The organism is Paraburkholderia sp. EG287B, assembly GCF_040965595.1.
In the GTDB taxonomy this organism is placed as follows: Bacteria; Pseudomonadota; Gammaproteobacteria; order Burkholderiales; family Burkholderiaceae; genus Paraburkholderia.
This window is the reverse complement of the sequence record NZ_JBFRCG010000042.1, coordinates 19,514-40,132: the sequence shown is the minus strand read 5'-3', so window position 1 is coordinate 40,132 and position 20,619 is coordinate 19,514. Positions and strand designations below refer to the sequence as shown.

Below are 20,619 nucleotides of genomic sequence, written 5' to 3'. Positions count from 1 at the left end.
AGCCCGACGCACAGGCTCACCATCCTGACGCAGACATCGCCGGTCGATCGCGACCGTCGCGATGCAGCTACGCTCGCCCGCTGGTTGCGAACGATTCTACATTCGGTGTGGAGAATTCATCGCTTACTGCCGTGCCGAGTCCGGCGATCGCTGTCCACCAGCGCCGCCGGCGCGGAATCCGCACGGTCAGGTCCGCGAGGGTCCGGATTCCATGCGCACGCAGGGCGGCCACGACGCGCGGCGCCAACCATCGGTCGATCTCGTCGGCGATGTGCGGCTCCGGTGCCGGCAGGCGGCGCAGCGCCTCGATCGTGTGCGCGACGGTATCAGCCGACGCTGCCGGTCGCGCATCGAATGTTTGTGCCAGGTCGGGACGGTGCCGACTCGTCGCGAATGCGACCAGTGCGCGCCGGATGCGTCCGAGCACGCCGCGAGCAGACATTCCCGGCGCCTTGCGCTCGCCCAGATAGCGTGCGACAGCCGTACGGGCGTCGAGTCCGGCATACCACGCGCGCAGTGCAGCGAGTTCGGCGTCGTCGGGGAACCGGACGGGTTCAGTCTCATGCGTTTTCATGACCGCCAGTTTAGTCCAGATTTGATGCTGGACCGATAAGAGAAGTTATCGGTCCAGCTGCGTTTCCGTTCGTCCTTCGATGCTTCCTCGCTTCACAGAATGCCGATGCTACGCAAACGTTGGTCGAAGCTGTTCGCTGCGTGCCGTACGCCACTGGCTGATTGAATAGAGCGTGACCCTGCATTGAGGCGGGTAGCCGCGCCGCGGCCGTTGCAGCTGCCGTTATCGAAACAAATAGCAGCGCTCTGGTGCCCGAAGGAATTGCCCTCTGATGTGTAGCCCGCGCTGAGGGCTGTAGCAAATGTCCGCTTCCGGGAGATGCCGTATGACTCTTGCCGATTTCATTGATGCGAACATTGACCTGCTCCTTGCTGACTGGGTGGACCAGGCCCGTCGACTTGGCGCTGCACCGACAATATCGGCGGCGCACCTCCGGGATTCGGCGCAGCGGCTGTTCGCGGAACGGCGAAGAGCGCGATCCATACCGTCACGCTTTGCCGGTGCGTGGGGCTGCGGGGGTGCATAGAGCGGGCCAATCGCATGTTCGCCGTCCTGTGAATCCAACGTCGAGCATGTGATGTGCCTGCACTGCGGCTGTCGGCATCTTGGAGGAAGGCGAGAGCGGGATCGTGCGGTGTTAGCGCGCCCGGGCTCTCGGGCGCCGGTGATTCGATTTTTGACTTGATCGGCGATCGAACTCTTGCGAGCCTTCGTCGACCGCGAATTTGGTGTCTGCTATGCGCGTTCCCGCGCTGGTTCCATGAGCCACCGCATTTCGACGCCGGTTCAACTGAGCGCGGGCCACGCTGCAAAGAGTGCCTCGATCATGCGGGCACGGGCAGATATGCGCGGACTACATTTCGCTCACACAGTGCTCTTCAACCCAGCCCACTGCACGCTCGAGCGCAAAAGCCAGAGCCTCATTCTCGTCGATGAAATTTTCATCGAGGCAGAGGTCGTGAACATCGTCTTCGAGTGAACCATCTGACGCCGGAACGAAGATTCTCGCACTCGCCACGATTCTCCCGTCATCGATGCTTGCGCTCGCGCTGATCAGGCAGGACTGGAAAATGAATTGCATGGCTGGCTCCGGAAGGTTTTCGCATGACGAAAGGCGATGAGCAAATAACATGCGCAGCACAAAATGCAAGTGTCCGCGTAATGCTATGCATGTGCTGAAATCGACTTCCCGCACCGGGCTGACAAGGACGCCCCATATCCGAGACGTGCCCTTGGCGCGCGCTGCTTCCGATTCTGGCGCCGCTCTACGCGGCTCCCGGTGCTCCTGCTGCCGCAGCTGGTGCGGACCGCTTCGAACTGAGCTTCCCACTGTGCTGGGCAAGATGTAGTCTGGCAGCGAAGTGTAGGCATGGCTCGACGAGTTGCCACCTCCTTATGAGGTGCCGACGCACGCCCGGGATGGCAACAATGGCTATGCGTCCCTCTTGGTGGAAGCAGCACCCGTCGAGCCAGTTCAGTCTACACCCAGGCAGCCTTACGAGCGTGCAGGTTTGGAAACTCCCGCGAACTTACCCACAGGTGCGGTCGCGCAGTCGACCTCAGAGATTATTGGCAAACCTGTGCAAAGGATGAGCGACGCAGAGCGCGATGTGCTAGCCGAACGAGCGCGGCAGGTGGAAGGCGGCCACGCAAGACGATCAGAACTCGCACCTGGCGACATGGCACTCGCCGCTGCCTGCTACGCGTTCGAAGCCTTTCAGTGCCTCACAACACCTTTCTGTGTCCGTGGCCTGCGCTATGGTGGAAGCCATCGACACCGAGGCGCGAGCCAAGGCTCTGATCATCGCGGAGATCGAGCGCATCGACTGCGCGGGAGGTGAAGCGTGTTCATCTGAGACAAGCGTGTGGGGCCTTTGAGCAGTTATTGCACCGCGAAACGCTTCGCCATGTGCTTGCAGAGGCGGACGCCGGAATCAAGGGTCTCTTCAACCGTTCCGAAGTCACCTTGAATATCGGCAACCTCCATGGTGGCCGGGCAAGCCGCGTGGTCAGTGTGGACGATGCGCGCAATCCAGCGCCCCAGACCGCTCGACACAGCGGTCACCTTGTATTCCTGTGCGCCTATGCAAATGGTTCGGTCGTTCATGACTTAACTCCTTTCCCGCCGGCGGGAAGATTTACCAACGGAATGTCCTTCGATGCGCAAATTCCGAGCCGCGATAGGCATCAAAGGACGTATCCGAACAGGTAACCGCATTCCCATCGACGGGGACCGAATCACTCAAGGCAAGTGCTCGGCGTCAGTACATGGGCGGGGGTACTGCGCCCGATGGAGCCGACCCGGTTAGCGTTCTATTCGTGATCAAGCCGTGGCAGGTCCGCGAGCGTTCGACCCGCATCGGAATCAGCGACCACCATTTCAATGCCTTCGCGTCCAGCCTCGTCGATAACGCGTCGGACCTCCGGGCCGGCGACACGCTGTCCATCCAGTGGAAAGACCGTTACGACGGTGTCGCCCTTAGCCAGTGCATCCGCCACTTCGATTACAGGTGATGGGTGCGGAGCGACCTCAAATTGTTCTCCACTCACGGACACCTGGCCCCAAAGCACGTGTGTGACCCTTTGCGAATTCCCGTCCATCCGAACCGCAGTTATAGCGTGTACTGCCATCGCTTTTCCTCCCCTGTTGGGGAAATCCTAGCACGAGCGCAACGATCGGCCATTTCGGCATTTACCGATACCGCGAGTTGGCGACGCACCTTCGCCGACGGTGCGCGGACGATGTTTCTCATGCTGAACGCGCCCGTAACATCGTCGAGACGCATTCTGGAATGCATCGCTATACAGTCATTGGCTGCGTGACTGAGGCAACAATAAGCGTGACTGGCGCCGCATTCGAAATCATGTCAGGTGTCGTTTGCAGTTCCTCTATGCAGGGCAACACGCGTGCGGGGATCCGCAACCTCCGGCGCATGCATGTCGTCGGGAAAATCCAGCCAGAGCAGGCGCGTGGGGAAAAGCAGCGGCGAGAGGACGTAGCAGCCGCTTTCCTGCATCCCGGATGCGATTGCACACCACGCGTTCCAGGTTTGACCCAGTGCGTGAACGAAATGGCGATGCAGCCACTCCTGCGGGCGACTGAGGGCGGCAAATGGGCGGGCATGAAGGCCAGCCATTCAAGCAATCCAAAAGGCGGATAATTTCCCTGGCAGCGCGTGAGTGTCTGAAGCGCCGCTCCCAGGTCAGGCGCCATCCCAGCAGGGCAATCGATCGGGCAGAGGTATTGCCGTCGCACAGCAACAACCCGAATTCGGGCGAATAGCGAACGGACCCGTCCTCTGGCTGTACGGGCCGGATTGAACGCGCCAGACGGCACACACGATTTTTCTGGATCTTTCTATAAATGGCGCACAGCGTGACGCATGTGTGGTTGACGTGTGGCCAATCGGCTGCCCAGGCGCAGCGCGCCGGCTGCCGCACTGCCGGACGAGAGCCGCCCCCGCTTCGTGCACTGGCGCCAGGTACGGGATCGACGCTGGGCAACTCTGGCGGACTGCGAAGGTGTCGCTCCAGTTCGCCGATAAACGCGAGGCGACGGGGAATATCCGAGTACGCCTGGATTTCGTCGCCGGGAAGGTACTGTCCGGCCGCATCGCGGATACGCCTCCTGCCTGGGCCGAGCAGCTGTGCGTACCGGTAGAAGTAGTCGTGCCAAGCACGCAGGCGATCCAGCCCCGTAGCGTCGATACCGGTTTGCGCGTGCAGGCGACGAAGTGAGGCTGCGGCGAGCAGGGAGTGGCCGCAGGCCGGGCAGGCATACGGAGGGCGTACGAGCCCTGCGTGGAGGCGGTATGGGAGCGGTCGCCCACAACCCGTGCAGGCCTCGCACAGCACGCATCCGTGAATGGGGCAGCGCCCGAACGCGGTGAACTGAAAAATCGTTGCATGAAAGCCTGCCGAAGCACAGATCAGGCAGAATCGCAGCGACGGGCTCGCCGCGTCGAGCAACGCATCGCCGCTATTCGCAGTGCAAAACGAATTTTCAAGATCGTGCAGGCCGATATGCAAGGTGTCGGCCAGGTCGGTGAGCCTGAAGGCATCGGCCGCCCGGAGGTCAATACCCTCGCCCGTATTGATTGCTGGCAGGATTGCCAGGGCCTCGCCGAGTTGTGTCCAGTTCAGGCGGTTGAGCATCTGAAATCTTGCGAACCGCGACCACGCAGATCCGACCTCGTAGGTCCAGGCCGCTCGCGTCGTATACGTTCTCCTGTGAGCGGTGGAAACCCGGTTGTGCTCTTGCCAGGGCAACGGCAGTCAATACGGCCTTATGTCGGGCTGCCGGAGATCGCAAGTCCCTGCTGGTGCAGATCACGCCGCAGGTGCAGTGGACAGCGCAACCTTGTTTCGACCCGTCGCCTTCGCGTTGTACAGTGCTTCGTCGGCCGCGCGAATGACTGCGGTCACGTCTTCGTCCTTGTCTGGCATCCAGGCTGCCGCACCGATACTGGCAGTGACACGACCATACTCGCTGCCGGCATGTTCGATCGCGAGATCGCTGATCGCCGCGCGGATTTTTTCCCCGATCGACGCGGCGCCCTCCGGGTCGGTGTCTGGCAGCACGACCACGAATTCTTCGCCGCCATAGCGGGCAGCGCTATCCGTTGGCCGGCGAATGTTCTCGCCGATGCATCTGGCCACAGCGGCCAACGTATCGTCGCCTGCCTGATGCCCGTAGGTGTCGTTGTATGCCTTGAACCGGTCCACATCGACAAACAGCAGCGAGAACATGTTGCGCGTGCGTCTGGCGCGACGCCATTCCCTGTCCAGGATCTCGCCGAGCGTGCGGCGGTTGTTCAGTCCGGTCAGGCCATCCGTGCGGGCCAGCATAGCCAGTTCTGACTCCGCGCGCATCCGGCGGCGCAGTTGCGCGCCCAGCGCGCAGGAAAGACCGACGAAGCCAAGAGCGCAAGCCGCCATCAGCGAGCCGATGGTCAGTGCACGATGTCGCCACGCAGCGTAGATGTCGGAATGAGCATCGGCCACCATGATGATGAGCGGGAGATGCGGGAAGTTCCTGAAGTAATACAGCCGCTGCTCGCCATCAATCGTCGAGGTGTCGGAGAAGCTGCCTTCCGGTGCTGCGATGAACTGCCGGAACGTACTGGCATCCCGGATATTCCGGCCAATGACCTTACGGTCGTAGGGCTGTCGCATGATCATCGCGCCGTCCCGACCGATCAGCGCGACGGACCCGTGCGGGCCCAGCGACAGTCCGGCGAACAACTGGTGGAAATATTCGAGATCGACCGCGACCATGGCGACGCCCGCGAACGAACCGTCCGGCCGCGAAATCCGGCGACTGAGCGCGATGCTTGGCGAACCGCCACGAAGCCGGGACATATAGGGATCGCTGACGTAAAGGCCAGCCTTCGGGTTGTCCCGGTGCACCGTGAAGTATTGCCGGTCGGCGAAGTTGGCCTTGCGCGGCACGTCGCTCCCGGAATCGATCGCGATATTACCCGCAGCATCGAGTACCAGGATCGATCCTAGATAGGTGGCCGTTGCGGCGCGATCGAACAGCATTTCGTGCCGCAATCGCGGCACCGACTGCATGATCTCGGGATCGTTCACACCGTCGATTACCGCCTGCAGTGACAGGGTGTACAGCTCGAAATTGCGTTCGATGTCACGCTCAGCCATGACGGCCAGGTTGCGCGAAGTTTCCGATGTGCGCGCCATGGCGTCCAGCCGGCTCTGGTAGAGCGATGCGGCGCACAGGGCAGTCATAAAAAGGGCCGTTACCATCCCGGAAGCAATGACGATGGATGGCACCGATAGCCAGCGAGAGAGCCGTTGTGCCAATTGCAGGGAGCGTGAGCGTTTTTCGTTCTTTGGCATTGGTCTCCACAACGACCGCTGATCGATTCCGTCGTCAGCGATGCGGCCTCCAGAAAGTATTCAGCCTGTCGGTACGGCGCCTTCGCGCCACACGTATTTTATCTTCCGGGCGCGATAAGCTCCCCTTTGCCGGATAGAAACCGTCAACCATTCATCGCCAACAGCGAAACGAAAGACCTGTGCGCAGACACCAGGACTCCATTCTGGCTCACTGGCGGCGCCGCGTTTCCCTCAGCGACGGCTTGGGTACGCGCATTGCTGCCTATGCTCAGATTAATGGGGGAACGGATTGGCGACCGTACTTCTGGTGGACGACGACCCACGGTTGCTGGACGCATTGGCCGCGCTCGTCGAGTCCGACGGCTTTCATGCGATCAAGGCGCTCAACGGGGCGCAGGCGCTGCGCTGTGCCCGCGCAGAGCGGCCGGCCATCGTCGTGACCGACTACATGATGCCGGTGATGGACGGCGAAACGCTCATTCGCGCGCTGGCAAGGGATCCGGGACTTGCCGGCGTGCCGGTCGTGCTGAGCTCGGCGGTCGCCGCAGCGCCCGGCAGGCTGCCGGTCGCTGCGTTCCTGCGCAAGCCGTTCCCCGCAGCACGCCTTCTCGAATTGCTCCACCAGTACACTGCACCCGGCAGCTAACGGCTCGGTGTGCCACACAAGTTAGGGCTGCCGTCCTCCGGTGTATCCATTATCCCGTGCCCTTTGATGGTGTCTTGCGCGCACGCACGTTCCCGCGCGGAACGCGCGTGCGTTGAACTTCATGCTTTCCACATAATTTACGGGCGACCGCAGGGCCGGGCGTCTACCATTACACTGGCAACACTGGCGCTGCCTTACCGCCTGGAGCAATGTGCGCTGGACGCTGAAAACATCAAATAACCACACGAGAGCACCGCACCATGACTGATGGGAACCATCCTGTCGGCGCACGGCTAGCCGATTACCTGATGCAACGGCGGGCACAACTGACGCGGCGCTGGCTGCGGATGGTGAGCCAGCAGATGCATATCCGCCCGCTTACCCGCGAGGGAGTGGTCGGCCTGATGAACCAGCTTCCCCTCCTGTTCGATGAGCTGTGCGCGCTGCTAAGCCATAAACCCGCACCGGACGACGTTGTCATGCGTGCCCTTCACGGGGCGCGCCTCCACGCTGGTGAGCGCTGGCGCCAGGGCTTTGCGCTCGACGAACTCTATCTCGAACTCGATCTGCTGCAGCGGTGCGTTCAGGCGTTCGTGCGCGATTACTTCGCGCAAGCCCCAACCCGGGCTGGCCAGGCCGCCCTCCACGAAGCCGTCGAGCAGTTCTTCAGCGACACCATCCGCGGAGCCGTCAGGCAGTACCAGGCGCAGCTGGATCGGCGCGTTGACGAGGCGCTGGGCGAACGGGATCGTGCCTTTGCTGCGGAGCGCAGGAGCGAGGCACGCCTGCGCATCGCCGCCGAGGCAGCAGGTCTGGGAATCTTCGAATGGGATCCCGTAACCGACGCTGCTGTCTGGGAAAACGCGCGAATGTACGAGATCACCGGTCAGCCCGCAGCGAAAGGGCCGCTCGGGAAGGAAGAATTTGTTGCAACCGTTACCCGCGTTGAGGACGTTACGCGTCTGCGGGACATGCTCAAGACGGCGCAGGAATCGTCAGGAGAATTTCACGTCGTGGTCGGCATCCGGAAAATCCAGACGGGTGCTCACTGCATGGTCGAAATTTCGGCGCGGTTCATGAACGATGCGTCGGGGTCCAGACAGGTTCTCGTCGGGACGCTGGCCGACGTCACCGGTCGCGTCAGCGCCGAGCAGACACTCAGAGATGCGGACAGGCACAAGGACACATTTCTCGCGACGCTCGCCCATGAACTCCGGAATCCGCTCGCGCCCATTCTCAATGCCGCGCATCTGCTGAGCCGCCCGGAAACCGATCCCCGGCAGCTTCGCTGGATTCGGGATGTGATCGAGCGGCACGCAAGGCATATGGCCCACCTGATCGACGACCTGCTTGACCTGTCACGGATCTCTGCAGGAAAGCTCCGCCTGAGCGAGGAGACTTTCGACGTTCGAACCTGTATCGAGAGTGCGGTCGAGATCCACGCGCCGGCTGCGGCCGCACACCGGCACCAGCTGGAAGTCCTCGGCATTCAGGGGGCGCCGCTGTTCGTGCGGGGCGACCCGATCCGCATCACCCAGGTGCTTTCAAACCTGGTCGACAATGCCGTGAAGTACGCAGGCGATGGCGGCCACATCCGTGTCAGCGTAAGTAGCACGGCAGGCCGCGTCTCGATCGCCGTTGAGGATGACGGGATCGGCATGGAGCCGTCGCTCATTCCCTCGATGTTTGAAATGTTCGGACAGGCGCCTGATGGCGGCGCGGCGGCCAAGGCAGGACTGGGCATCGGGCTGTCCGTGGCGCGCTCGGTGATGGTCATGCACGGCGGAACGATTGACGCCACGAGTGAGGGGCCGGGACGCGGCAGTCGCTTTACGGTCAGCCTTCCCTTGTGCAATGAGCCGCCCGCCCGGTGCGAAAAAAGCGAACCGGCCGACGTTGAACCGGCATCGCCGCCTCGACGCGTGCTGATCGTCGACGATAACTCCGACGCCGCGCTCTCACTTGCGCAGGTCCTCGACAGTCACGATGTCCGCATCGCTACCACCGGCAGGCAGGCACTTGAGATTGTTTCCGCCGGTTTCCGCCCGGAGATCATCCTCCTTGATCTCGGGTTGCCGGACATGAGCGGCTACGACGTTGCGCGGCAGCTTGCGGAACGGGTATCCGTCGAACGCCCCATACTCGTGGCGCTTACAGGTTACGGCCAGCCGGAGGAGAGGGAGCGCACACGTCATGCAGGGTTCGCCCATCATCTGGTCAAGCCTGTGCCGGTAGAAGAAGTCCTGCGACTGGTCGCAGCCGGCGGATGAGGGCTTTCTTCACACATTTGACCGAAAAGACCCACGAGGCGACGGCGATGAAACGCAGGTACTTTGTATGTGCCAATGGGCATGAAGGCGAAGAGGTGACATCCGGGAACGACGAATTGCCTTCTTCGCAGAACGAACTGATCCGGACGACCGGGATCGTGGATAACGGGATCGATACGCGCGGGCAACTTCGCTATCGATGCAGGACAGGCGGCGAGCCCATGTCGGAAACGGGAACGTCATGAGCTTCGACATGAGCGATCGCGCGAGACGCGTGCCCAGGTGGGCGCCGCGTTCCCGGATCTGACGCCTGCTCACGTGCCCGACCACACGGTCAGTGACGTTGACCTGCAGTTGAACAGGAGTGACGCTGATAATGGCGGGCTCTCCGTGCTGGCCTTTTTCCATGTGCGGGTTCACCACGGTGACGCGCAGGCTGCATCGAGTGACCAGCGCGCGAGCCGCTCGCCTGACCATCCGCGCTCAATGACGGTCATGACAGAACAGGTCGTCGACGATCCTGCACGCCGCGCTGTATCCGCCCGCGAGCGCATCCGCCTCCGTAGCGAAGGGCCGGCCACCCGCTTCCCCAAAGCGCAAGGGGGAAAACACCGCGACGGTGTTGGCCTTCTGAAATATCCTGACGACGGCGACGTACCCTGGCCTTGCAGGCTCGAGGCCGCTCGGTCTGGTGATGTCGGGCTTGACGGCGATTTCGAGCCTGAGGCCTTCGTAGTCGTAGCTTTGTGTCACGACTGTCTCCCCGCCTTGTCGCCTTATTTCTCGCGTCGACACTCGCGCACACCCGACATGGCTTCCAGCCGCGCGGAGATCGCCGAATATTCGGTCGCGCTCATGCGCGACAGTGCGATCTGCACATCGTCGAGATCGGCGTCATCTGCCTGGTGAACGCTATCCAGCGAGACACTACCGTGCTCGGCCAGCAACTGTATGCTGCGCTGCTGGCGCACGGAAATAAAGCACCGCTCCAGAGGCTTTACGCCCACCAGGATGATCATGATGATGGCCGTGGCTCCGATCGCGGCCGTGTACATGCCACCAACCACTGCCAGCCCGATGCCCGCGACAGACCAGAGACTCGCCGCTGTCGTCAGACCGCGCACTACCTCACCACGCAGAGGTATCGACCCCGCGCCAAGAAAGCCAATACCGGAAACCACCTGGGCGGCGACCCGGGACGGATCGAGCACGACGTTCTTCTCGCCCAGCACGTCGGCAAAACCGAACGCCGAGACCAGCATCATCAGTGCGGCCCCGACGCAGACGAGCATGTGTGTGCGCAGACCGGCCGCCCAGTTCAGCCGCTCGCGCTCGAAGCCGATCACGCTGCCGAGCAGCGCAGCCATCAGCAGGCGAGACAGAAGCTCAAAATTGCCAATCATTTTTTCGACCCAGCAGGAGTTCACGAAGCCGGCACCACCGGTCAATGAACGGATTGTGACACTGGCGTGACAATGGTGTCGACAGCAGGATAAGCGCTACGCCGCTTACCGCGGGGCCAGTGCGATCGCGCACAGGAACAGTGTTCATCCAGACCTGTCAGGGTCCACCGGACGCCTGCGACGCGGGACGACATGCCCCGCCCAAACGCGCGAGGCCCAGGGCATCCCTGTCGTCGGGGTAGTCCGTCCAGAGCAGGCGCGTGGGGAAAAGCAGTGGAGAGATGACGTAGCCGCCACCTTCCTGCATGCCGGATGCGATTGCGCGCCATGCTCGCCAGGTTTCATCCAGTGCATGAATAAAATGGCGAAGCAGCCAGTCCTCCCGGTCACGTGCCCTGGGTGGTGGCAAATGCGCAGGCATGAACGCCAGCCACTCAAGCAGCCCGAAAGGCGGATACTCTGCCTGACAGCGCATGAGCGTCTGGATGCTGAAGCGCTGCTCCCAGGACAGGCGCCAACCCAGCAGGGCGATCGACCGTGCCGGCACTGTACCGTCGAATAGCAGCAGCCTGCGGTCAGGCAGATGATGTGCGGAAGCGATTCCCGGCCGGACGGGGCGGATGAAACGTGCCAGGCGGCGGCTGCGGCTTCTGCGTATCCGCCTGTATGCAGCATGATGCATATGCGGTCAACATGTGGCCATCTGGCCGCCCACGCGCAGCGTGACGGCCGAAACGCCGACGCGCGCGGGCCGCCCCTGGCTCGCAGGGTAGTGTCAGGCACGGGAGATACGCGGGGCATGAGCGGCGGCAGCGAAAGAACTTGCTGCAGCTCGCCGATAAACGCGAGGCGATGGGGAATGCTCGAATGCGACTGGATTTCGTCGCTGGGGAGATACTGCCCTGCGGCGTCGCGCCTATACCGCCTTCCGGGGCTGAGCAGTTGCGCATAGCGGATGAAGTAATGATGCCATGCACGAAGGCGATCCAGCCCCGCTGTGTCGATCCCTGTCTTCGCGTGCAGGCGACGAAGCGACATGGCGGCGAGCAGGGAGAGGCCACAGGAGTGGCAGGCGTATGGCCGGCGCACGAACCCCGTCTGGAGGCGGTACGAGAGTGGTTGACCACAGCCGGTGCAGGTGTCTCGCAGCGGACATCCGTGAATGGGGCAACACCTGAACGCCGTGAACTGGAAGAGTGTTGCATGAAAGCCTGCCGAAGCGCAGATCTGGCAGAAGCGAAGGGACCGGCTCGCCGCGTCGAGCAGCGCATCGAAGCGATTCGCAGTACAGAATGAATTCTCAAGATCGTGCCGGGCAATCTGCAGGGTATCGGCCAGCCTGACGAGATCGAAGGCATCTGCCGCCCGGAGGTCAATACCGTCGCTCGTGCTGATTGCTGGCCGGATTGCGAGGGCTTCGCCGAGTTGTGCCCAGTTCAGGCGGTTGAGCAACTGGAATTTTGCGAATCGCGACCACGCGGACTCGACCTCGAAGGTCCACGCCGCACGCGTCGTATACGTTCTCCGGTGGCCGCGCAGGAAGATCTCGACAGTCGTCTTCGTATGGCGCACGTCGACCTGTTCGCGGGCGTGACAGTACGAGACGGAGTAAAAGTGCTCGTCAAGCTCGACATGGTAATCAATGCCGACGCGGGCAACCTTCCACTGCGCGTACTGGTAAGGCCTTTCTGGCAGCGGGCGAAGTGCCGGGCGATCAAGCTCCTCGAAGGCACTGCGGCGGCAGCCGGGCAGCTTCTTGAACGGCCTGTTGTTCAGGTCGACGAGCAGTGCCGCGATAGCGCGATTGGCTTCGTCGAGGCTGAACAGCCGCTGATTGCGCAGCCGCGCCAGAATCCAGCGCTGCGCCAGGAGTACCGACTGCTCGACCTTCGCCTTGTCGCGGGGCCGACGTTTGCGGGCCGGGATGATCGCCATGGAGTAATGGGCGCCCATCTCGCCATAGGTGCGGTTGAGAACCGGATCGTAGAAGTCGGCCTTATGCACGCCAGACTTCAGGTTGTCGGGGACCAGGATCTCGACACAGCCGCCGATGAAGTTGAATGCGCGCACATGCGAGCCGATCCAGTCTTCGAGCTGCTGGGTCCAGGTGGCTTCGGCATACGTGTAGTTGGACGCACCGAGCGTCGCGACGAACAACTCCGCCTCGCGGATTTCGCCAGTGTGCGGATCAACGATCCCCAGTCTGTTGCCCGAGTAGTCGATGAACAGCTTCTCGCCGGGCGTATGTGTCTGGCGCAGCGTGACCGGCAGGGCTGCCGCCCATCGCTCGTAATGCTTGCAGAACCAGCTATAGCCGTAGCCTTCGGGTTCCTGGCCCCTGTACTCGTTCCAGAGCAGGTCGAGCGTTACGCCTTTCCTGCCGAGCTCACGGTGCACCAACGGCCAGTTGGGCATCGGGCGTGTACGGCTTAACGACGGTGGCGGCGGAAACAGCAGCGCCTCAAGCGCCGCCTCGTCCAACGCGATCGCCTTCTCGAAGTCCAGTTGCGCGCGCCGGGCACGATCCAGGTAGTCCCAGACCGTTGCGCTCGACAAGCCAATCGTCGTCGCGATCTCGCGCTGGCTGCGCTCGCACACAAAGCGCAGGCGCAGCACTTCCTTGATTTGACGCATGGATAACCTTTTATTCGACATTCGCACGCCCGACAAAATCGTCGAGAGTGCCATGGTTATCCCGCGTCGCCGTCCCTCCAGCTTACTGCTCGGTTACGCGTGGAATTCGCGCTCGGGCAGTCGTGGAATCCCTGCTCGGTTTGCCGTGGAATCGGCGCTCGCTTTGCTGTGGAATCCGTGCTCGGCTTGCCGTGGAATCCGTGCTCGGCTTGCCGTGGAATCAGCGTTCGGTTTGGCGTGGAATACGCACGCGGCCCGGATAGAGCCGCGTGCTGAGCATCTGGCCCGCATATTCGCATGGTACCGAGTAGCGGTTGCGTCCGACCACCACCTGGCACGTCGACGACACCCGGGCCGCGCGTTCAACGTAACCGTCAAACGGTGTCGGCATCGGCATCAGATGGGCGCGCTCCTGCTCGAAGACGTCGGCAATGCCCAGCTCCCGATAGTCCGGATGCTTCACCTGCTCCCACAACGACCGGCAGCGGCTCGCCAGCCATGCATTCAGATCGGCGAAACTGCCGAATCGCCGCTCGCGCGCTTCAATCCAGATACGCCGGCGGCTGTCCTGCACGTTCTTCTCGACGACGCCTTTCTCCCAGCCGCTGGCCACGTTGCAGAAGTCGGCGTCAAACAGGTAGTGCGCGCACATCACCGCAAAGCGCGAATTGACGGTGCGGCCCTTGCCTTTGTGGACCTTGTCGACCGCCGTCTTCATATTGTCGTAGATGCCACGGCGGGCCACCCCGCCGAAGGCCGTGAACGAGCGCGTATGCGCATCGAACAGCATCTCGTGACCCTGGCTCGGGTAGGCCACGAGCCAGAACGCCCGCGACGCGCACAGCTTCATGTGGGAAACCTGCAGCTTGCGGTAAATGCCGCCGACAACCAGTCCTTCCTCGGACCAGTCAAACTGAAACGCTTCGCCCAGCTCGAATCGCAACGGCGTCAGAACGTGACTGCGAGCACCAACAAGATAGAGTCGTACAACGGCTTTGCGAAATGGCTGTCGTTCGGCGGCGATGTGATCGCGGAGAATGAGCCGGAAGAGCAGCAAAAACGGCTACGCTACAATGACCTCATCGCATCGGCCGTGATCCTGCAGAACACGGTGGACATGATGCGGGCCCTGCGCGACATGGTGGCCGAGGGCGAGAAGGTCCGCAACGAGGACATTGAATTCGTGAGCCCATATGCGACGCACAACATTCGCCGCTTCGGGCGCTACCGGCTGCATCTGGAACGTCCGCCCGAAAGCTGGATCAACGATGCCCTGTTTGGCCGGGCGGCCCGGCCTCACGACGAAATGAGGTAACGCTGGATGAGTGCGAGAGCCGCGGTGACCACCACCCCGTACGGTGAAGTTGATGCCGCCGCACTGGAGGGATTGCAGTCGCGCTATGACACGACGCGGGTGCTCGATGCGGTCGATACGCTCGACGAACTGCGCACAGGCCTTAACGATCCGGAAGGCCTGCGGGACGATCTGTTGCGCCTGCATGGCATCGTGCATGCACTCGTCAACGGCGCGAACTTCGCGGCAACAACCCGGGACGTGTCGATTGTCGAGCAGATCGAGGACGTGCTTGACCAGATCGATCACTATGTCGCCGGACTTTTATCGATCCGTGATGTGCTGCGCCCACTCGAAGCGCTCCGCCATGAAGATCTGGCAGACCCGGATCGCGATTGAGCGTGCAGCGAATCTCCCCCGGTACGCATCCGTCACGGGATGTGGAGTAACGCCTCGATCCAGCGGTTATGGCGCAGGCAATGCGATGACCGGTAGCTCCTGCACGGCCATGCCTGGTGTTGCGAGTGCCGATTCGATGCGGTGTTGCGCGAACGGATCGGCGGCGTCGATGTAGCGCATCGCAGAGCGCACGTCTTTCCAGCCAACGTACTGCATCAGCATCTTCAGATCCCAGCCGTTCGAGTTGGCCCACGTTGCGAAGCCCCGCCGTAGCGAATGGCTGCTGTAGCTGTCCGGCGCGGCCAGGCCTGCTGCATGGAAAAGCGCACGCAACAGCGGCACGAAGCTGCCCGCATGCAGTCCCTCGTCGCTGATGTTTCCCCAGCGGTCTATGCTCCTGAACACGGGCCCTTCCGTCAGGCCGGACGCCGCAATCCACGCCTCGCAGGCCGTCACCGGACACAGGCGTGAAAGCGCCGGGGCCTTGAAGGTCGTGCCCTGCTGCGCGCGGTCGCCTTTCGTGCGCGGCAGGTACAACGTCATGCCGCGGCCCGCCTCAACGGCTATGTGCTCGATTCGCAGCCGGCTGAGTTCGTCCGAGCGAAAGCCGCGCCAGAAACCCAGCAGCACCAGCGCCCGGTTGCGAATGCACGCGAGGCGCTCGCGCCCGTCGGCTTCCCTGGCGATCTGCTGATCGAGCCAGGCCGTGAGCTTTTCGAGCTGCGCGAGCTGCATGGGTTTCGCCCGCTTCTCGGTTGCGGGATGTAGCGCGACGATGCCTCTGAGGACCTTGCGTACATGCGGCGCCTTCGTCGGATCCGGAAAACCCTGCGTCTGATGCCATTGCGCGAGCGCTGCAAGCCGCGAGCGCAGGGTATTGACCGACAGGGTTTCTGCATGATCGGCAAGGTACCGCGCAATCATGTCAGCGCTCGCGGGCAGAAAACCGCCCCATTCAACCTCGAAATGCCGGAGCGCCGACTGGTAACTGCGCCGGGTGTTTTCGCGCGTCGCGGCTTGGACGTAGCGATCGATGGCAGACATGGCTCGTGGGTAAAATCAGGTGATCTGTATCGGAGACGATGATATGCAACAACGAACGTGTGCGCCAGCCGGCGTGCTCGATGGAAGCCAGGGTTTCGGCCGGTGAAGCGATGAACGAAGGCAAGCTGCTACAGGCAGACTGGGAAAATTTCACACGCGAGGAACTGCTCGCGGAGCTCACCCGCCTGCAGGCCGAAATCGCGCGGCTCACCGCCTTGCTGCCGGCAACGCTGCAGGCACAGGCAAAGCCCGTGCGGGTGGCCCGGAACGAACCATCGCCAGCAGTGCGAAATACGGGCGCCCGCGTACTTTCGCCCGAGCAGAAGGTACAGCTCTTCCGGCGGCTGTTTCGCGGCCGCACGGATGTCTATCCGCTACGCTGGGAAAGCCGCAATTCCGGAAAATCCGGCTACGCGCCGGCGTGCGCCAACGAATGGCGCGCCGGAATCTGCGAAAAGCCCCGCATCCGGTGCGCCGACTGCGGGCATCGTGTACTGCTGACGCTGGACGACCAGGTCGTCTATACGCACCTGGCCGGCGATCGCACAGTGGGCCTCTATCCACTGATGCCGGACGGCACCTGCTACCTGCTCGCTGTCGACTTCGACGAGGAAGGCTGGCGTGAAGATGCACAGGCATTCCGGCAATCCTGCCTCGAGATGGATGTGCCCGTATCGCTCGAAATCTCGCGTTCAGGCAACGGCGCTCACGCGTGGATCTTCTTCTCGTCGGCCGTTGCTGCACGTGACGCGCGACGGATGGGCTCAGCCATCATCAGCCACACCTGTACCCGGACCCGTCAGCTCGAACTGACGTCCTATGACCGGCTCTTCCCGAACCAGGATGTGCTGCCCAAAGGCGGCTTCGGTAACCTCATTGCCCTGCCGCTGCAGAAGCACCCGCGCGAGCATGGTTGGAGCGTGTTTGTCGATGACGGCTTTCAGCCGTACGCTGATCAGTGGTCGTATCTCGCGTCCGTGCAAACCATGGACAGCCGCGACATCGAGGGGGTGATCTTTCGCGCCACGGGCGGTGCGCACCCGCTCGACGTCGCGTTCATCGCCGAGGAGGACCAGGCCGAACCGTGGAAGCCAGCGCCCGCGCAGCCGAAGCGGCTGGCCGGAACGATGCCGGCGTCGCTCACACTGACGCTCGCGAACCAGCTTTATCTTGAAAAGGCGCAGCTTCCGCAGGCACTGCTCAACCGGCTCATCCGGCTGGCCGCCTTCCAGAATCCGGAGTTCTACCGGGCCCAGGCGCGCGGCTTCAGCGTATGGGACAAGCCACGCATCATTGGGCGCGCCGAGAACTGCCCGCGCCACATTGCATTGCCGCGCGGATGCCTTGACGACGTCATGACGCTACTGCGCGATAACGACATCGCCTGCGACGTCCGCGACGAGCGCTGCACCGGCGAGCCGCTTGCAGTTCCGTTTGCCGGCACGTTGCGCGATGACCAGCAGGCGGCCGTTACCGACCTGCTGCGACACGACACCGGCATCCTGCATGCGCCGACGGCGTTCGGCAAGACCGTGACGGCGGCCGCGATGATCGCGCAGCGTGGCGTCAACACGCTCGTGCTTGTGCACCGCCGGGAGCTGCTTGACCAGTGGCGTGAACGCCTGCAGTCGTTTCTCGCACTCGACGCGCGCGCGATCGGCACGATTGGCGGCGGCAAGTCGAAAGCGACCGGCCGGATCGACGTCGCGATGCTGCAGTCGGTGGCGCCCGATGGTGCCCGCGGCGAGCTGTTGCGGCGTTACGGCCATGTCATTGTCGACGAATGTCACCACGTCTCGGCGGATTCCTTCGAGGCGGTGCTCAAGGCCGTCCATGCCCGTTACGTGCTGGGTCTGACTGCCACGCCCGTGCGGCGCGACAGCCAGCAACCGGTGATGTTCATGCTGTGCGGGCCGATCCGGCATGCGGCGAAATCCCCGGCCAGCGCGCCCCAGATGCTCGAGGTATTCCCGCACAGGCTCACCGCCGCAGTGGACGTCGCGGCCGACGCGCCAATCCAGGCGGTGTTCGCTCAGCTCGCGCAGGACACCCCGCGCACGCAGATGATCGCGGCGGCTGTACGTGAACAGTACGGGCAGGCGCGGAACGTGCTGGTACTCACCGAGCGGACGGACCATCTCGAAAGCCTCCAGCAGATGCTGCAAGACACGGTGCAGTCGCTGTTCGTGCTTCACGGACGGCTCGGCAGAAAAGCGCGCGCCACCCAGTTGGCGGCCCTTGACGCGCTGGCCGGGGATACGCCCCGCGTGGTGCTGGCGACTGGCAGGCTCGTAGGCGAAGGCTTCGACCACCCGGCACTGGACACGCTGGTACTGGCTATGCCGGTTGCGTGGAGGGGCACGCTGCAGCAATACGCTGGTCGGCTGCACCGCGAGCATGCGGGCAAGACCGGCGTACGGGTGATCGATTATGTGGATGGCGGCCACCCGGTGCTGCAGCGCATGTGGGAGAAACGCCAGCGCGGCTACCGGGCAATGGGCTATCAGGTCCGCACGCCCGGAGAAGATCTCCAGCTGCAGCTGGCCTGAAACCGGTGGTGAATTCGTATTCCGTTTCGTTTCTTGCTGTTTGCTGTCACCGGCACGTTAGTCGTCGCGCATTGCAGACTGAAGACCGAGGTGCTCGACGAACGGATCGAAATCCCGGTCGCTGAAGAGCAGCGGCGCACCGTTTTCAATGCACCACGTCGCGATCAGCGTATCGATGGTTTTGCGGATCGTTACGCCCTGCGCTCGCAAGATGCGGTAATTCCGGGCCGCCTGAATGGCGTTATCCGGACCCACCAGCGAGACGACATCGAATCGCGTCGTCATCAGCTGCCGGGCAGTATTGAACGCCGACTCGGCGGCAAATCCCTGTAGCACCTCGGCGACGATCAGGTCGCCGGTGACCAGCACCTCCCGGCCCAGCAGGGCATCCAGTCGGCTGGCTTGGGGTGAAGCCAGCCCCCGGAAGTAGTCGATCCACACGCTTGAATCGACGAGTATCACTGGTCGCGCCTCATGGCATCCAGGTCGCCTTCCCACGGTAATTTGCCGCGGAACTGGCGAATCTGCTCCTGCTGCTTGAGCCGAATGATCGTTTTCAGGCCGAGCTCGACCGCTTCACGTTTGGTCCGGATGCCCGTTGCGGCAAGCGCTTCGGCCATCAACCGGTCGTCGATCTCGATATTGGTACGCATGGCGCGCCTCGTAAATGTGTATAAAACAATTGAATTATACACATCAAACGCTTGTGGTCCACGCTCCGGGTTGCGACATCCCGATTCGACCAGCAATCCCCCGGAGATCATCAATTTCCATATTTCGTACCGTTGTCCGGCGGAACAAGCCGGATTCGGACCATCACACTGAATAATCCCCCTTTATCGCAGGCCAGCCACACCCACATCCGGCCGCCCTTGACCGCGTGCAGTGATACGTATATACATGGTACGTAATACAGTACGATATTCGAGCGAGGAAGCAGATGGCCCGCACCGGTCTTACGCGCATGGACGTTAAGCGCGCCCGCGACGCGTTGCTCGCACAGGGGCAGCACACATCGATCGACGCGATACGTATCGCGCTCGGCAACACGGGCTCGAAAACCACGATCCACCGGTACCTGAAGGAACTGGAGGAAGATGAGGGCGCGTCACTGACACGCGCCGGGTCGCTCTCGGACGCGATCCAGGATCTGGTAGCCCGGCTCGCAGCCCGCCTGCACGAGGAAGCACAAGCCCTCGTCGACCAGCAGGCCGCCGCTGCGGCCGCGCAACAGCAGCAGGCGCAGTCCGAAATCGCAAGGCTCGGCGCTGAGCTGGCCACGGTGCGGGAGCAACTCACTGGCGCGACCGCCGCCCTTTGCGCGGAGCAGGAGGCGCACGCCGGGACTCGCGTGGCGTTGCATCAGCGCGACCTGGACGTCGAGCGGCTCACCCAGCAGGTTGGCGACCAGACCGAGCGCCTTGCCGAGCAGGAAGGCTTCCGCCTGTCGCTTGAGGCCAAGCTCGTGCATGCGCGCGATGCCCTTGAGCACTTCCGTACGGCCGCGCGCGAGCAGCGCGAACAGGAAGCGCACCGACATGAGCAGCAGGTCCAGCAGGTGCAGGCTGAGCTACGCCAGGCGAACCAGACGGCCATCGTCCGGCAGAACGAGATCACACAGCTGAACCGGGACAACGCGCGGCTCGTCGCAGAAGCGACGGCCACGACCCGGCTCGCACGCGATCAGCAGGCACATGGCGAGGCGCTGCAGTCCGCCCTCAATCGTGCGCTCACCGATCGGGCGCGCGCCGAGGCCGAGCGCGACGCAGCGCAGTCGGCAGCCGATGCGCGGGCAGCCGAGCTGCTCCAGGTACGCGAGGCTCGCGACTCGCTCCGCGCGGACCTCACGAAGCTGGCCGCGCAGCTCGAAGCACAGCAGCAGCTCCTGGTGGACTACCGGATGCGGTTGGGCGGCGCGGACGCGGCTGGCTGAAAGCGCCGCATCGC

The 20,619-nt window shown here is 62.9% G+C and carries 16 protein-coding genes and 4 pseudogenes; 8 read left to right on the top strand and 12 right to left on the bottom strand.

Features of this window, described 5'->3' with window-relative positions; translation table 11 throughout:
* Nucleotides 1–133: 133 nt before the first annotated feature.
* From AB4Y40_RS41500 to AB4Y40_RS41490, 3 genes and pseudogenes are all read right to left on the bottom strand, one after another.
* Nucleotides 134–574: pseudogene (locus AB4Y40_RS41500) on the bottom strand (phage integrase family protein); the annotation flags it as partial.
* 853 nt (nt 575–1,427) lie between these two features.
* The gene (locus tag AB4Y40_RS41495; protein ID WP_368692796.1) at nt 1,428–1,655 is read right to left on the bottom strand and encodes a hypothetical protein; all 228 of its coding nucleotides are present in this window, start codon (nt 1,653–1,655) and stop codon (nt 1,428–1,430) included.
* Between the two features lie 801 nt (nt 1,656–2,456).
* A complete protein-coding gene (locus tag AB4Y40_RS41490) occupies nt 2,457–2,681 on the bottom strand; it encodes a hypothetical protein (protein ID WP_368692795.1) in 225 nt (74 codons plus the stop codon).
* A 212-nt stretch (nt 2,682–2,893) separates the two neighbouring features.
* Here AB4Y40_RS41490 and AB4Y40_RS41485 point away from each other — a divergent pair, with 212 nt between their 5' ends.
* Nucleotides 2,894–3,088: a hypothetical protein gene (locus tag AB4Y40_RS41485; protein WP_368692794.1), complete on the top strand. Its 195-nt coding sequence runs from the start codon at nt 2,894–2,896 to the stop codon at nt 3,086–3,088.
* Nucleotides 3,089–3,441: 353 nt separating this feature from the next.
* Here AB4Y40_RS41485 and AB4Y40_RS41480 read toward each other — a convergent pair whose 3' ends face one another.
* On the bottom strand, nt 3,442–3,711 hold the full coding sequence (locus AB4Y40_RS41480) for a hypothetical protein (RefSeq protein WP_368692793.1): 270 nt from the start codon (nt 3,709–3,711) through the stop codon (nt 3,442–3,444).
* Between the two features lie 385 nt (nt 3,712–4,096).
* Between AB4Y40_RS41480 and AB4Y40_RS41475 the strand changes: the two genes are divergently transcribed.
* Complete coding sequence (locus AB4Y40_RS41475; RefSeq protein WP_368692792.1) at nt 4,097–4,312, top strand: hypothetical protein; 216 nt, start codon at nt 4,097–4,099, stop codon at nt 4,310–4,312.
* A gap of 591 nt (nt 4,313–4,903) precedes the next feature.
* On the opposite strand, the gene AB4Y40_RS41470 is transcribed toward AB4Y40_RS41475, so the two are convergent.
* The gene (locus tag AB4Y40_RS41470; protein ID WP_368692800.1) at nt 4,904–6,340 is read right to left on the bottom strand and encodes a diguanylate cyclase; all 1,437 of its coding nucleotides are present in this window, start codon (nt 6,338–6,340) and stop codon (nt 4,904–4,906) included.
* Between the two features lie 382 nt (nt 6,341–6,722).
* On the opposite strand from AB4Y40_RS41470, the gene AB4Y40_RS41465 reads away from it, so the two are divergent.
* Together AB4Y40_RS41465 and AB4Y40_RS41460 are read left to right on the top strand one after the other, a co-directional pair.
* Nucleotides 6,723–7,079 (top strand): response regulator, encoded by a 357-nt coding sequence (locus tag AB4Y40_RS41465; RefSeq protein ID WP_368692791.1) that lies wholly within the window; start codon nt 6,723–6,725, stop codon nt 7,077–7,079.
* A 260-nt stretch (nt 7,080–7,339) separates the two neighbouring features.
* Nucleotides 7,340–9,349 carry an ATP-binding protein gene (locus AB4Y40_RS41460; RefSeq protein WP_368692790.1) on the top strand — a complete coding sequence of 670 codons (2,010 nt, stop codon included), beginning with the start codon at nt 7,340–7,342 and terminating at the stop codon, nt 9,347–9,349.
* Nucleotides 9,350–9,832: 483 nt separating this feature from the next.
* On the opposite strand, the gene AB4Y40_RS41455 is transcribed toward AB4Y40_RS41460, so the two are convergent.
* The 4 genes and pseudogenes from AB4Y40_RS41455 to istA (AB4Y40_RS41440) all read right to left on the bottom strand — a co-directional run.
* A complete protein-coding gene (locus AB4Y40_RS41455; protein ID WP_368692789.1) occupies nt 9,833–10,102 on the bottom strand; it encodes a hypothetical protein in 270 nt (89 codons plus the stop codon).
* Nucleotides 10,103–10,125: 23 nt separating this feature from the next.
* Nucleotides 10,126–10,752, bottom strand: a complete 627-nt coding sequence (locus AB4Y40_RS41450) for an MgtC/SapB family protein (RefSeq protein ID WP_368692799.1) — start codon at nt 10,750–10,752, stop codon at nt 10,126–10,128.
* A gap of 1,524 nt (nt 10,753–12,276) precedes the next feature.
* Nucleotides 12,277–13,407, bottom strand: a pseudogene (gene istA / locus AB4Y40_RS41445) (IS21 family transposase); the annotation flags it as partial.
* A 220-nt stretch (nt 13,408–13,627) separates the two neighbouring features.
* A pseudogene (gene istA / locus AB4Y40_RS41440) lies at nt 13,628–14,353 on the bottom strand (IS21 family transposase); the annotation flags it as partial.
* On the opposite strand from istA (AB4Y40_RS41440), the pseudogene AB4Y40_RS41435 reads away from it, so the two are divergent.
* Both AB4Y40_RS41435 and tnpC read left to right on the top strand, forming a co-directional pair.
* Nucleotides 14,333–14,701, top strand: a pseudogene (locus tag AB4Y40_RS41435) (Tn3 family transposase); the annotation flags it as partial. The pseudogenes istA (AB4Y40_RS41440) and AB4Y40_RS41435 sit on opposite strands and share 21 nt — an antisense overlap.
* Before the next feature lie 6 nt (nt 14,702–14,707).
* A complete protein-coding gene (gene tnpC, locus AB4Y40_RS41430) occupies nt 14,708–15,079 on the top strand; it encodes a Tn3 family transposase post-transcriptional regulator TnpC (RefSeq protein ID WP_368692788.1) in 372 nt (123 codons plus the stop codon).
* Between the two features lie 66 nt (nt 15,080–15,145).
* On the opposite strand, the gene AB4Y40_RS41425 is transcribed toward tnpC, so the two are convergent.
* Entirely contained in the window at nt 15,146–16,123 is a 978-nt protein-coding gene (locus tag AB4Y40_RS41425; protein ID WP_368692787.1) for a site-specific integrase, read from the bottom strand.
* An 80-nt stretch (nt 16,124–16,203) separates the two neighbouring features.
* Here AB4Y40_RS41425 and AB4Y40_RS41420 point away from each other — a divergent pair, with 80 nt between their 5' ends.
* On the top strand, nt 16,204–18,672 hold the full coding sequence (locus tag AB4Y40_RS41420) for a DEAD/DEAH box helicase family protein (RefSeq protein ID WP_368692786.1): 2,469 nt from the start codon (nt 16,204–16,206) through the stop codon (nt 18,670–18,672).
* A gap of 57 nt (nt 18,673–18,729) precedes the next feature.
* Here the strand turns inward: AB4Y40_RS41420 and AB4Y40_RS41415 are convergent, their stop codons facing one another.
* A complete protein-coding gene (locus AB4Y40_RS41415) occupies nt 18,730–19,134 on the bottom strand; it encodes a PIN domain nuclease (protein WP_027820332.1) in 405 nt (134 codons plus the stop codon).
* On the bottom strand, nt 19,131–19,325 hold the full coding sequence (locus AB4Y40_RS41410; RefSeq protein ID WP_028215418.1) for a type II toxin-antitoxin system VapB family antitoxin: 195 nt from the start codon (nt 19,323–19,325) through the stop codon (nt 19,131–19,133). The genes AB4Y40_RS41415 and AB4Y40_RS41410 overlap by 4 nt, the downstream gene beginning before the upstream one ends.
* Before the next feature lie 287 nt (nt 19,326–19,612).
* Between AB4Y40_RS41410 and AB4Y40_RS41405 the strand changes: the two genes are divergently transcribed.
* Nucleotides 19,613–20,605 carry a DNA-binding protein gene (locus AB4Y40_RS41405; protein WP_368692785.1) on the top strand — a complete coding sequence of 331 codons (993 nt, stop codon included), beginning with the start codon at nt 19,613–19,615 and terminating at the stop codon, nt 20,603–20,605.
* Nucleotides 20,606–20,619 lie beyond the last annotated feature (14 nt).

Excerpts from the sequence above, each read along its gene's own strand:
- AB4Y40_RS41495 (WP_368692796.1), bottom strand. The coding sequence starts at position 1,655 with ATGCAATTCATTTTCCAGTCCTGCCTGATCAGCGCGAGCGCAAGCATC.
- AB4Y40_RS41490 (WP_368692795.1), bottom strand. The coding sequence starts at position 2,681 with ATGAACGACCGAACCATTTGCATAGGCGCACAGGAATACAAGGTGACC.
- AB4Y40_RS41480 (WP_368692793.1), bottom strand. The coding sequence starts at position 3,711 with ATGGCTGGCCTTCATGCCCGCCCATTTGCCGCCCTCAGTCGCCCGCAG.
- AB4Y40_RS41470 (WP_368692800.1), bottom strand. The coding sequence starts at position 6,340 with ATGGTAACGGCCCTTTTTATGACTGCCCTGTGCGCCGCATCGCTCTAC.
- AB4Y40_RS41460 (WP_368692790.1), top strand. The coding sequence starts at position 7,340 with ATGACTGATGGGAACCATCCTGTCGGCGCACGGCTAGCCGATTACCTG.
- AB4Y40_RS41450 (WP_368692799.1), bottom strand. The coding sequence starts at position 10,752 with ATGATTGGCAATTTTGAGCTTCTGTCTCGCCTGCTGATGGCTGCGCTG.
- tnpC (WP_368692788.1), top strand. The coding sequence starts at position 14,708 with ATGAGTGCGAGAGCCGCGGTGACCACCACCCCGTACGGTGAAGTTGAT.
- AB4Y40_RS41425 (WP_368692787.1), bottom strand. The coding sequence starts at position 16,123 with ATGTCTGCCATCGATCGCTACGTCCAAGCCGCGACGCGCGAAAACACC.
- AB4Y40_RS41420 (WP_368692786.1), top strand. The coding sequence starts at position 16,204 with ATGGAAGCCAGGGTTTCGGCCGGTGAAGCGATGAACGAAGGCAAGCTG.
- AB4Y40_RS41410 (WP_028215418.1), bottom strand. The coding sequence starts at position 19,325 with ATGCGTACCAATATCGAGATCGACGACCGGTTGATGGCCGAAGCGCTT.
- AB4Y40_RS41405 (WP_368692785.1), top strand. The coding sequence starts at position 19,613 with ATGGCCCGCACCGGTCTTACGCGCATGGACGTTAAGCGCGCCCGCGAC.